The organism is Flavobacterium algoritolerans (assembly GCF_030010385.1).
GTDB classification, from domain to species: Bacteria; Bacteroidota; Bacteroidia; order Flavobacteriales; family Flavobacteriaceae; genus Flavobacterium; species Flavobacterium algoritolerans.
In genome coordinates, this window is sequence record NZ_JASCRZ010000001.1 from 353,137 (window position 1) to 367,026 (window position 13,890).

Genomic DNA, 13,890 nt, shown 5'->3' on the forward strand with positions numbered 1-13,890 from the left:
GGTTTAGTTAAAATTTAGTTGGTTAATAATTAAGTTTTCAATGGTATACTCCGTATTAGCTTTAGAAACTGAAAAATATTCCATTGGTTTATCTGGAAAAAATATTTCAGTCATAACAGTTTTTCCATTGTTATAAAAAATTTCTATTGATGTTTTATCAACAATTATTCTTACATCCATTTTATCAAAGTCACCCTTAAAAGGAGCCTTTGAAATGTTTTTTGCGAAAAGATTAGAAAAAGCCAATTTTCCAGATTTTGATCTATCAATAAAAAAGTAATTCTCCTTTTTATTGATGCCAAATTGAATTGTATTCTTAGCATCATTTGAAAATGAAAAGGTGTAAACATCCTTTTTAAGGTTCTTTAAAGAAAAGTGGATATCTAATTTTGATAAATCGACTACTGTCTTATCTACCAAAACTGTTTCCTTATCTATTTTAAGAGATTCTTTTTTAATAGTTTTAGCAATATAATTTTGTAATTCTTTTACTGGTTTAGAAGAAACTATATAATGACCGCTATCTTTAACAAGTACTAATTCTCTAGGTATAGTCATACTGCTTCTCCATGTTTCTGTTGGTACTTTTTGTGCATAATCCCAATTTGACATCCACCCAATAAATAATTTTCTACCATCAACCTCAGAAATATTAGCCCAAGTAACACCTGCATAATTATCTCTTCCATAGTCAATCCAAAGCCCCTTTTGTTGCTTTACATCTTTTGAAAAAGTTTCATCAATAGTGAATTTTTTTCCATCAAAATCACCTACAAAATATTGTGTAGCTGAACCTCCGTTAGGTCCTCCAGGATTAATGCTTGATAACATTACCCATTTATAATCATCAGTTCCGTCAACTAGCATAGGGAAAAAATCAGGACATTCCCAAACACCCCCATGAGCTCCAATCTCTTTCCCAAAATCTGAAAGCAGTGCCCATTCTTTTAAATTTTTAGAACCATAAAACATAGCTTTATCTCCTGCTGCCAGTATCATAATCCATTGTTGATGAATGGCATCCCAAGTCATTTTTGGGTCTCTAAAATCTTTAATATTTGGGTTTTTAATAATTGGATTGGCATCGTATTTCGTCCAGCTCAACCCTTCGTTTAATGAATAGGCTATTCCTTGTGACTGAAAATTAGTCTCACCTGCTTTTTCTTTTTTGATATCATGATAGGTAAACATAGCAACCATCGGAGGATTTTTTAAGCTCCCAAATCCTGAACTGTTTTTTACATCAACAACAACACTTCCTGAAAAAATATAACCTTTTTCATCCGGATAAAGTGCAATAGGTTTCTCTGTCCAGGTTATAAGATCGGTACTTATAGCATGTCCCCAATGCATAGGTCCCCATACATTTGAATCAGGATAATATTGATAAAAAAGATGGTAATACCCGTTGTAGTAAAACATCCCGTTAGGATCATTCATCCAACCCTTTTTAGGAGTGAAATGAAAATTAGGCCGATACAATTCTTCTTCAGTATATTTCTTGTCTGTTAAAGAACCCTCTTTACAACTAAATACCGTTGTAAAAATCATTATGCAACTTAACATTCCAACATATTTCATAATTTTTAACTTGTTCATAATTTTATTCTTTTATTAAATTTTTACTTAACTCCTCTAGAGAAATTCCTTTGGTTTCTGGCATCATAAATCGAACAAACAACAGTTGAAAAACCATCATCACTGCGAAAAATATAAATACTACTCCAGGCCCTACTGTAGAAAATAGATACGGAATTAATGATGGAATAATAGCTGCCAGAACCCAATGCGTAGTACTCCCGAAGGATTGCCCTGATGCTCTTAGATGATTTGGAAAAATTTCTGATATGAAAACCCAAATTACAGCACCTTGACCTATCGCATGTGCAGCAATAAACAAGAATAGGAAAACGGGAACAGCCATTCCTTCCCAGTGAAAAAAGAATGCCATTGCAACAAGTGAAAGTGATATAATATACCCCACAGAACCAATGTACATTAATATTTTACGCCCTAATTTGTCGATTAAGAAAACGCCCAATAGTGTAAAAAGTAAATTCACCACCCCTATTCCAATACTACTTAGTAAAGCGGTACTTTCACCTAGACCCGCCTCTTGAAATATTCTGCTGGAATAATATAAGAAAGCATTAATTCCTGATAATTGATTGAAAAAAGCCATTAAAAAGGCCAATACTAAAGGTGTTCTGTATTTCTTTAAAAATATAGTATCATTAGCTTTAGAAGCATCATTATTGTCTTTATCTAACTCTTCTTTTATTTTTTCATAGTCAGCTTCTTGCCCCATTAATTGCAAAACTTTTTTAGCTTCGTCATTCTTGAATTTAGATAATAACCATCTTGGACTTTCAGGAATCAAAATCATTAATAAAAGATAAATTACAGATGGAATTGCTTGTACTCCCATCATCCATCTCCAAGAATTTTCACCTACATCATTTAAAAGATAATTAGATAAAAAAGCCATAAGAATCCCTAAAACAATATTGAATTGATAAAAAGCAACCAACTTGCCTCTATCTTTTGCAGGAGCAATTTCTGATATATATGCAGGTGCTGCAATGGTCGATGCTCCAACACCCAAACCTCCAATAAATCTAAATGCGGCAAACACAAATGGATTATTTGCAAATGCAGATCCAATTGCAGAAAACAAAAATAAAATCCCTATCCACAATAAGGTATTTTTTCTTCCTATCTTATTAGTGGGAATCCCTCCAAATATTGCCCCAAGTACAGTTCCCCATAATGCCATTCCCATAACAACTGTCCCGTGAAATGCATCCGAAGAATTCCAAAGAACTTGAAGCTTTTTATCTGCTCCAGAAATAACAACAGTATCGAAACCAAATAGGAAGCCTGCTAATGACGCAATCAAAGCCCAAACAACAATTTTTTTCATTATCAAAAAATATTAAATTAGATTGCTAAGATATCCGCATAAATTTCGATTTTATTTTGAGGATGTTACAATTTCATTTAATACTGTTTCGAAATAACAAACAAACAACAAAATACTTATTATCAAATAGTTAGACATTGAAATAAACAAATAACTACTTCGCTGTAGTTCGATTATGTTACACGTGTTACAGTCATGTTACACGTATTTTTAAAAAAAATAGATATTCAGGAATAAAAAAAAGTCACTTGATAAATTTTATTCGATTAATAAAATTTTAAATTTATTTTTACAGGAAGTTTAAAAATAATCGATAAAAAAAATGAATTTATTAAGCAATTCTACATTATGAAGTATTCTTAAGCTTTTAAGAAAAATTACACAGATGAAATACAATGTGAACTCAAGATTCAGTAATGTTTTTATATCTGCGTATTGGAATTGCAACAAGAATAAGAAAACCTATATTAAAACAATTCCCAATGTATCTTAAGCTCTGTTTTATTAAGCAAAAGGCATTCGAGCCCAGATTCCCAATAGTTACATCCGGTGCGGAAAGCAGCAGAATTATTGCATTGAAATAAAGCCATAAAAAAACCATCAAAATTAGATTTTGATGGTTTTGATTTTAAGATTTCGCAGGTAAGAAAGTAAAAAATGAACAGAATTAATTTTAATTACTAAACCTGAACCTTTATAAAAACTAACGTTATAATAAAGATTAAAGTCATCCTTTTCTAAACTCGCTTTATTTAAAAATTTTTAAGTCTGAAAAAGTGACTTCACCATTATCAGCAAAAATAGCCCACGGATTCTGATTCATTTTATAGATACGGTTTGTAAAAGCGATTTCGTCATTAATATATATCACACATACAGAATTTTCAGAAATGATTGTAATATCAAACTCTTTATTTGCCGGGACATTTAGCGGAAGCTGTGTTAGATTTAAGGAGGACGCATTTTTTATAACCTTATCTAATCTTAATTGATTTTTGGCTAAATCGAATACAATGGCAAATACTTCATTTCGTGTTCCACAAGCTCCAAATTCAAAACCAAATTGAGTGGATGATGTCGCTTTTATATGTGTTTTAATTTTAAATGCTCCAGTTTCTCTGTCAAACACTGAAGATGCTTTTTCAGTGCCATTAACTTTCAACGTATAGGCCCAACCTTGTTTAACAGAACCAAAATCTATTACTGGATTCAGTAGTTTATTAATAATAAACTTGTTATTTACACCCTCAAGGATAGATACACCAAAAGTTCCATCAGCATGCTGAATAAGACGGTGCACTACAAGTGATCCTGCCCAATCAAATTTATTAGAATCAATATCTTTATTTTTCGTAGGACACCATCCTGTTATATATCGATTGGTACCGTCTGTAACTGTTTTTCCAGCATAAAAGGCAATACCATCTAACTTATTATTTATAGGAGTAATCCAAGTATTTGATGTTAATGGACGGTATTTATAGTGTACCATTCGATCATCAATACTTGAGTAAATCAAATACTGATAATCACCCATCGTGAACACATCAGGGCATTCAGTTAAAAAGGTAGTTGTATCCTCATAAAACGGCTTTTCCAAAGTCCAATCTCTCAAGTTGGAAGAACTGTATTGAGCGATTACTGCTCGCCATGGCACATTACTATTAGAAACTAAACCAACCTCAGAACGTGTTGCAATCAACATTTTATAAGTTCCCGAAATTTTATCTTTTATAACAATTGGATCTCTAAATTCATTACGATCGTATCCCCAAGAAGCCTGCAATAAAAAGGAAGGATCTTTGGTCCAATTTTTTAAATCCGTAGACGTTGCAAGCATAATTTTTTCTTTAGGATCAAGAACTCCGTTATGACCTGTATAGAAAGCGTAATAAATTCCATTCAATTTAAAAACGGATCCTGTACCCAATGCTCCATCCTGCTGATTCGCAGTTCCTGTAGGAATCATTTCGCTATTGTCTGCAAATGACGCAAAATCAGTTGTAGTTACTTTATACCAAGGATGAAACGTAGGCAAGGTGTTTCTGGCATCATACAAATAGAAAATATGGAATTTACCGTTTTCATAAAATGGCATAGGATCTCCTACCCAACCGGTAGTTGGTTTATAAAAAGTAGTATATTGATTTGCCGATTCAACAGTCGTCTGACAAGCTGACGCAGTTGTTTCGACACTCGGATTTTCAGCTCCTGGTTTATTATCGCTACTGCAATTATAAAATAATGCAACACAAAGTGGAAGACATAAAACCTTAAGATTTATTTTCATATTTTGTTGGTTTACGAGAACTATCAAATATCCAAAAGACACTCAATATCCCGAGATTAAATATTTTTTATAAAAATGATTAGTTAAAAAATCAAAAACCTCCGTATTATTTGATTAAATAATAATTAATCGTTCTCTGACTTTTTTACAGAGGTAATTTATAATCAATTAAAAAATTAAATTGAATTACTAATATATTCGTAAAAATTTAGCTTTTATCTCGAGAATGTTTCTTTTTCATTCAATGCTTCTAAAAATTATCAAAAAAAAACTAACCTTCTATATATAAGTAAATTATATAAAAAAATAAAAGCAACTACGCTGTTGTAGTTGCTTTTATGATACATGAATTATAATTATGTTACGCTATTTTTATTAGAAAGAAAATGATTCCATAGAAAAAATCTATTTTTTACTTTTATATTCTTTAGGTGTAACTCCAAATTTATTTTTAAAGGAAGTAGAAAAATAATTTGGTGATGAGAAACCAACTGCATAAGCAATTTCTGAAATATTTAAATCTGCCCTTTTCAGCAACTCTTTTGATTTATCCAATCGCATATTATTAATATGGTCGCTGACACTAATTCCTAACATAGCTTTAACTTTTCGATACAATTGTACTCGTGAAATAGTTAAACTTCGTGCAAGATCTTCAACGGTATAAGTAGAATTATCCAAGTTTTTTGCAATAAGATCATTCAAATTTCTCAGGAAATCCTGTTCAGAAACGCCAAAACCACCATCCTCAATATTTAAAATATTATTGGTATAATAAAACCGAAGTTTTTCTCTATTAAAAAGCAACCCTTTTATAGATTGAGATAAAATTTTTAAATTAAAAGGCTTTGTCAAAAATAAATCAGCACCACTCTCTAAAGATTTCAAATAAGAATCCGGATCATCTGAGGCGGTTAGAATCAAAACTGGAATATGTGACGTTCTAAGGTCTTTCTTTAAAATTTGACATATTTCAAAACCGTTTTTATCCGGCAAATTCAAATCACAAATAATAACATCTGGTATTATTTCCAAAGATTGTTCAATCGCATTAACTCCATTTGATGTATAAACATTATATTCTACAGACAGTTTATCTGAAACAAAATCAGATAAATCCTTATTATCTTCAATATATAAAACAGAATATTTATCCTCATTAGTTTTGGGTTCTGAACTTTGAATTACCTCTTCATCCAAATAATCTGTTTGATTAATTATTTCTAAAACCGGATTCTTTAGAATATTCTTTTCATCAAGATGTTCTTTCCCTAATGGTAATGTAATTATAAATTCTGTCCCATTTTTAGAAATAATTTCTATAGTTCCCTTATGCAAATCAATAAAACTTTTTGATAAATGCAACCCAACCCCTGAGCTATTTCTATAATTATTTGACCCTTGGTAAAAGGCATTAAAAACTTGTTTTAATTCGTTTTCCGGGATTCCTATTCCAGAATCTTTAAAAGATATTTTAACTACATTGTTAGTCTTATCTTCTCGTATTTTTATTGCTATTCTACCATTTTCAGGAGTGAATTTAAATGCATTTGACAATAAATTAAAATAGACTTTATCCATTAAATTACGATCTATATATACCTCAAGTTCAGGATTATTTGACACCAAGGAGAAATCAATATTAAGTTTCTTTGCTTCTCTTTCAAAATCTATAATAATACTTTTTGAAAAATCTAATAAATTAGTACTTGAAGCCCTTAGTATAAATTTTTTGTCTTCTACTTTTCTGTAATCCAATAATTGATTGATTAGCCGGAGCAACCTTCTGGAATTATTATACATCAAATTAATTTCTTTATTTACTGAACTGCCTTTGGTTTTGAGTTCAGCACCCAAAGATTCGACAGAACTTAAAATTAAAGTCAAAGGTGTTTTAAATTCATGAGACAATCCCATAAAAAAATTCAAACGAGCTTCGTTACTTTGTTTTAATTCTTCTGAATACTTTTTAATTTCATTTCTTTGGCTTTTAATTTTTTTATTTCTCTCTTCTAATTCTATCTTTTTACGGCTTATTGTTATTCGAGAATAAATACTGAAGAAAGCTAAACCTAGTGCCAATATAAATAAAGAAAACAAAAGCTTTAATAGATTACTCTGACTGGAGTATTTCTTTTCTTGATTTTTGATAACACTCTGTTGTTGCTCAATATCAGATTGTTGTACTGCTATCTTATCAAATTGATTGCTCATAATATCCGCATTTAAAGAGTCAATCAAAATGGTATTGAGCATGTTATTTTTAGGCACAATCTCTTTATTAACTATTTTTAATGCCAGCTTTATCGCTTCACTACCGCCTGTGGGATATAAAACCGTTGCCTCTAAAACTCTGTCTTTAACAAGCTGAATACCTCCGAACGGTCCATTAAGCCCATCGACCCCAATAAATTTAATTTTTTTATCTAAACCTTTATCCTTGGCGATTTTCCATCCGTTATACGCAATTAAATCATTAAAGGAATATACATAATCAATATTAGGTATGCTATCTAATACCTTTACAAAATTTGTTTTTGGATGTCCAAAGTCATCCGAGTCTACATCAAAAACTTTAATACCAGGATATTGTTTAACAATTTGTTTAAACCCCAAGCTTCTTTCTAAACCAGGCGATGAAGTTAAATCTCCATAAATTTGAATCACATTTGCATGACCATTAGACAATGAGACAATATGTTTCCCTGCAATTCGTCCTACTTCAATATTATCAGCACCTAAATATGCAGTATAATTAGATGTGTTTACTTTTCTATCAACTATAATGACTGGAATACCTTTGATATTTGCTTTTTCAATTACTGGTACAATCGAATCTGATTCAAAAGGTGAAATAATAATTACATCTACACCTTGCTCAATCATATTATCAATATCCTTAATCTGTTTTTTTGCTTTGCGATTTGCATTGTAAATAGTCAAATTAATTTCAGGATGAAGAGACGCTTCAACTTCCATAGCATGATCCATCGATTTTCTCCAAATGTCATTATTTATGCTTTGTGAAAATCCAATAAAAATTTTCTTTCTATCCCCATCTGATGAATTACAGGAATTCAGAAAACATACAAAACTTGCCAGTAGTATAAAACAGCCTCTTCTTGACATACGATTTATGGTTATAAAATTTTAGAGTAATTTCAGTTATTCTTGTAATTGATTTTCTAAAATCATGTCTATATAATATCCCTGATTACAGACTTCTTACCCTTACAAAAAATAATTTTTGATTATGACAATTCAAATAGTATAGTAATTGTTCTTTTTTCTAGAACTAATATCATTTCTTTTTGAGTATAAAATGATTTTTACAAATATATAAAAATAGGGTATTACTATTTCATTTTATAAACCAATTTCTTTTAGGAACTTACCACCTATTTTCATCAAAAAGAACTTATTATAAAATATAAAACCGAATTAAGCTGATAAAAATGATACTTGTATTATTCCTTATATTTTAACTATTCTTCTTTAAAATTAATCATTCTTGAAATGTGAGCATATAATTCAGGATGTTCCATTTTGAAAACATGAGGAGTTTCATAAAAATGCTCCAAAATAACTGATAAAAATTCAAATTGATTTTCATACGCATACAATCTAAAATAATCTGTTCGAGTTAACTCCTTATTCAAAGTTGGATCGCTGTAATATTTTATAACTTCATTGAATTCATCAAAAAAAATAATCGCACTTGGATCATTACTTCTTAAGCAATGAAAATGCAACACATGAGAGAACTCATGCAAACCCAGATTAACGTTGTCATTTGAGATTAAATGTCCTAACAAAAAATCTTCCCAAGAAAAAACTACAGCTTTCATTCTAGGATTAAATTCTCCTTTATGATACGCTTGATTCACGGTAGAAAAATAACTGGAAGGATAAATTATTATTTTATTGAATAGCGTAACTAGATACTTTCTCATCCCAAAAGTTAACATCACATATGTTCCCGCAATCAGCATTCTCATTTGTTCTGTAACAACAGTTTCCTTTCCTATAAATTCATATTTAGCAACAAACTCATTTATTCGATGCTCAAAATACACTTTCCTCTTAGAAGAAAGCCTATTATAAAACGGAAAATCATTTACTAAAATCTGACGTTGACTAGGTCCTAATTTTTTAGAGAAAGGATACCAGTGAATATAAAGTGGTTTATTGAACAGTAAAATATAAGCTGGCTCCACTACTCTAAAAATTAAAATCAGGAGAAATAATGTTCCAAAAAGTACCGAAATGAAAATTTGTAATGACATATTTTATAACCGCTTTAAAATAAAAAATGCTTCAAAATAATTTCAAGGAAACTTGATTTTTTGAAGCATTTCTATTTGTATTTGTGGCCGCGACAGGGTTCGAACCTGCAACCCTCAGAGTCGAAATCTGATATTCTATCCAGTTGAACTACGCAGCCATTTGATTTTAGATTGGTGATTAACGATTTTAGATTTATGATGTAAAATCGTTAATTAACAAACATAAAATTTATGTCAATAGTTTTTTAACTATTGTAGAAATTGTCTTTCCTTCAGCTGTTCCACCTAATTGAGCTGCTGCCAATCCCATCACTTTTCCCATTGAAGCAATTCCTGACGCACCAGTTTCTGCAATAATTTTAGCTATTACAGCTTCTACTTCAGCTTCGCTTAATTGTGCCGGTAAGAATTTTTCGATTACTGCAATTTGAGCCAATTCTGGTTCAGCTAAATCCAAACGGTTTTGCTCCGTAAAAATTCTGGCACTTTCCTTACGGGTTTTTACTAATCTTTGAAGCAATTTAACTTCATCATCTTCCGTTATTTCTTCCTTAGATCCTGTCGCTGTTTGCGCTAACAGAATTTCAGATTTAATTGCTCTTAAAGCTTCTAATGCAACTGTATCTTTGGCTCTCATGGCGGTTTTCATTTCGTCCATGATTTGTACTGATAAACTCATATTCTTTATTGTTAATTTGGTTAATCGATTATTTGTTTAATCGATTGTAAAATGCTAATTATGGAAACAATTCTTTTTTTGCCCCAGATGGAGTGGAAAGCCTTTTAGGAGAAAATGTATTTTTTCATGGACTTAAAAAGCGACTTTAGAAGCTCTTTTAAGTGCGTAGAAAAAAACATTTTTGACAAAAAGCTTGAAACGACAGCTGGATTAAGGCCCGACAAAATTAAAGAAATTTACTGTAATTAGCAATAGATTGCTTTGTTGCTCGAAACGACAAAAAAATAACCCGAAAATTAAATGAATTTTCGGGCTACCTCATTTTGGTTTGAGTTAGTTAATCTACGTTGTCATGTAAATACGAGTTGTTAGAACGCAACTGTAGATCGTTGTTGCTGTCTGTTCCCACAGAAATTCTCGAATTTGTATTATTGGCTTGATTGTTTGAAATATCTATCCCCAATCTTTTGTAAGCCGGTTCTTTTTCGTATTCATCAATTTTAGAAACATTGTTATGAAACTTATAATTGAATTCTTTTAATTTTTTTCTTCTTTCATCGGCTCTCATTCGCAATGATTCCTCGATGGTCATTTCCATTGGAGAAACAGCATCAAAGTCAACAGGTGTATTTACTGATGTATCTACTTGTTTCATTGTGATGTTTAATTCAGCAGGAACAACAACTTCCGGAGTTTTAGCAACTGGTTTCGCCATGAAATCGTGCTCTGGCTCCATATACTCTTCAAGAGAATATTTGATAATTCCGTTATCAGTCAATTCTGTTACGGGAACAAATTGAACCGCTTCGTTTACTTTGATATCACGAGTTTCATTTGTCAATTCAAACATTACTTTGCTTTCTTCAACTTGCGCTACCGGTTCTGCTTTGAAAAGTGGTAAATCAAATGAGAAAGTAGTTTGTTCTTGTCTTTCGATAACTTTTGGCTGTACTGCTTTTACTTCTGCTACTGGAGATGAAATTGTAAAATCAATGTCAGTAATAGGAGAAACAATTTCGAAAGTCACGTCTAAATTTTTAATAAATTCAGACATTACCATCAATTCTTCTTTATTGATAGCTGGCGCCGCTACAACTGGCTCAGGAGCAACAACAGTATCTTCCAACAAATCAAAAACTATTCTTTCGTTTGAGTTAGAAGCTGGAGATTCTGTATTTAAATCAAAAGCTGCAACCGTTTTATTACTTAGATTATGAACACTTCTTTGTTCATCCTCTAATGTGTGTATAATTTTTTTTGGCTCCGTATTTACAATTTCGTTTTGTTGTTCAATATCAAAACCTGTAGCAATAATGGTAACAGCAATAGCATCACCTAGTGATTCGTCTTCACCAACCCCCATGATAATATTTGCATTGTGACCTGCTTCAGCTTGAATATGATCATTGATTTCTCCAATTTCGTCAATTGTAATTTCATTAGTTCCAGAAACGATAAGCAACAATACGTTTTTGGCACCAGTAATTTTATTATCATTTAACAACGGAGAATCTAATGCTGCGACAATTGCCTCCTTAGCTCTATTCTCACCTGAAGAAACAGAAGATCCCATAATAGCCGTTCCGCTATTATACAATACTGTTTTAGCATCTCTTAAATCGATATTTTGAGTATAATGATGCGTAATTACTTCAGCAATACCTCTTGAGGCTGTTGCCAAAACTTCATCCGCTTTTGAAAATCCAGCTTTGAATCCAAGATTCCCATATACTTCTCTTAATTTATTGTTATTGATAACAATTAAAGAGTCGACTTGCTTTCGTAATTTTTCTATACCAATTAAGGCTTGTTCCTGACGCACTTTTCCTTCAAATAAGAACGGCAATGTCACAATTCCTACAGTAAGAATATCTCTTTCTTTAGCCAATTGTGCAATAACCGGTGCAGCTCCAGTTCCTGTACCACCACCCATTCCGGCAGTGATGAATACCATTTTAGTATTTCTATCCAACATTTTTTCAATCTCGGAAATACTTTCAATAGCAGATTGCTGTCCTACATCTGGGTTTGCTCCAGCTCCAAGTCCTTCCGTTAAATGTACTCCTAACTGAATTTTGTTAGGCACAGAACTACTTTGTAAGGCTTGAGAGTCCGTATTACATACGATGAAATCTACGCCTTTAATTCCTTGTTTAAACATGTGGTTTATGGCGTTACTTCCGCCTCCACCTACACCAATAACTTTTATTACATTTGATTGGTTCTTTGGTAAATCAAATGAAATACTTCCAAATTCTGAGTTGCTCATCATTTTATTTGGTTTTTGATATTTATTATTAATTATTGTGTTTTTCTGGGCACTGCCCTATTCTGCATTATCTAAGAAATCCTTAATCTTATCAACATAACGGTCAAAGAAATTTCTTTGAATCCTGTTTACGGTAGAATTATGTTTCTCATTTGAGTTTTGATCCTCTTCTTCTTCCTCTTTCTCAAGAACTTCATTCACTACCGGATTTTGAACAACTGCTTGTCGGTAGACCGGAGCTTTAGGTTGTTCAATGGCGTCCATTCTTATTGCACTTTGTGTTTTATTCTCTATGCTTTTCATTACTAATCCGACTGCTGTTGCATACAAAGGACTTGAAATCTCCTCATCTGAATTTCCAGCCAAATGTTCGTTTGGATATCCAATTCTAGTATCCATTCCTGTAATGTATTCCACTAACTGTTTGATGTGTTTCAATTGCGCACCACCACCAGTAAGCACAATTCCTGCAATTAATTTTTTGCGAGGATCTTCGTGTCCGTAAGCTTTCACTTCAGTGAATACCTGATCTATAATTTCCACAACACGAGCATGGATTATTTTAGATAGATTTTTCAACGAAATCTCTTTTGGTTCTCTACCTCTTAATCCTGGAATAGAAACAATCTCGTTGTCTTTATTTTCTCCTGGCCAAGCTGATCCAAATTTCACTTTCAATAATTCAGCCTGCTTTTCAATGATCGAACATCCTTCTTTGATATCATCTGTAATCACATTTCCTCCAAAAGGAATTACCGCTGTGTGACGAATAATACCATCTTTGAAAATAGCCAAGTCTGTTGTTCCACCACCAATATCAATCAATGCAACTCCAGCTTCTTTTTCTTCCTGACTCAAAACAGCATCAGCAGAAGCCAATGGTTCCAAGGTCAATCCTGACAATTCGATTCCAGAACTTTGAATACATCTGCCTACATTACGAATCGATGATGCTTGTCCTACTACAACATGAAAACTAGACTCTAATCTTCCACCATACATCCCGATAGGCTCTTTGATTTCAGATTGTCCGTCAATTTTAAATTCCTGTGGCAAAACATGTATAATTTCTTCGCCAGGTAACATTGCCAATTTATTTACTTGGTCAATCAAAAGCTGAATGTCATTCCCGCCAATTACTTCTTCGGGATTGCTTCTGCTGATGTAATCAGTATGCTGAATACTGCGGATGTGTTGTCCCGCGATTCCTACCACTACATCTTTTATTTTATAGCCTGAATTATTTTCGGCTTCTTGAATCGCTTGCTGTATTGATTGTATGGTTTGAGTGATGTTATTTACCACACCTCTGGCCACACCTAAACTTTTAGATTTTCCAACACCTAAAATTTCTAATTTCCCATACTCATTCTTCTTGCCTATCATGGCAACTATTTTAGTTGTCCCAATATCTAGACCTACTGCAATATTCTCTTTTTCCAT

8 protein-coding genes and 1 tRNA gene are annotated in these 13,890 nt (G+C 32.1%); all 9 read right to left on the minus strand.

Features of this window, described 5'->3' with window-relative positions; translation table 11 throughout:
• Positions 1-3: 3 nt before the first annotated feature.
• Positions 4-1,599, minus strand: coding sequence for a glycoside hydrolase family 32 protein (locus QLS65_RS01495; RefSeq protein ID WP_282714776.1), 1,596 nt, complete (start codon positions 1,597-1,599; stop codon positions 4-6).
• 4 nt (positions 1,600-1,603) lie between these two features.
• The gene (locus tag QLS65_RS01500; RefSeq protein WP_282714778.1) at positions 1,604-2,923 is read right to left on the minus strand and encodes a sugar porter family MFS transporter; all 1,320 of its coding nucleotides are present in this window, start codon (positions 2,921-2,923) and stop codon (positions 1,604-1,606) included.
• Between the two features lie 748 nt (positions 2,924-3,671).
• On the minus strand, positions 3,672-5,213 hold the full coding sequence (locus QLS65_RS01505) for a glycoside hydrolase family 32 protein (RefSeq protein ID WP_282714780.1): 1,542 nt from the start codon (positions 5,211-5,213) through the stop codon (positions 3,672-3,674).
• A 405-nt stretch (positions 5,214-5,618) separates the two neighbouring features.
• Positions 5,619-8,342, minus strand: coding sequence for a hybrid sensor histidine kinase/response regulator transcription factor (locus tag QLS65_RS01510; RefSeq protein WP_282714782.1), 2,724 nt, complete (start codon positions 8,340-8,342; stop codon positions 5,619-5,621).
• 356 nt (positions 8,343-8,698) lie between these two features.
• Entirely contained in the window at positions 8,699-9,499 is an 801-nt protein-coding gene (locus QLS65_RS01515; protein ID WP_282710694.1) for a zinc-dependent peptidase, read from the minus strand.
• A gap of 84 nt (positions 9,500-9,583) precedes the next feature.
• Positions 9,584-9,657 (minus strand) — tRNA-Arg (locus tag QLS65_RS01520).
• Positions 9,658-9,728: 71 nt separating this feature from the next.
• Positions 9,729-10,178: a GatB/YqeY domain-containing protein gene (locus QLS65_RS01525; RefSeq protein WP_099714450.1), complete on the minus strand. Its 450-nt coding sequence runs from the start codon at positions 10,176-10,178 to the stop codon at positions 9,729-9,731.
• 337 nt (positions 10,179-10,515) lie between these two features.
• Complete coding sequence (gene ftsZ / locus QLS65_RS01530) at positions 10,516-12,450, minus strand: cell division protein FtsZ (RefSeq protein WP_282710706.1); 1,935 nt, start codon at positions 12,448-12,450, stop codon at positions 10,516-10,518.
• 54 nt (positions 12,451-12,504) lie between these two features.
• On the minus strand, positions 12,505-13,890 hold the full coding sequence (gene ftsA / locus QLS65_RS01535; protein ID WP_282714785.1) for a cell division protein FtsA: 1,386 nt from the start codon (positions 13,888-13,890) through the stop codon (positions 12,505-12,507).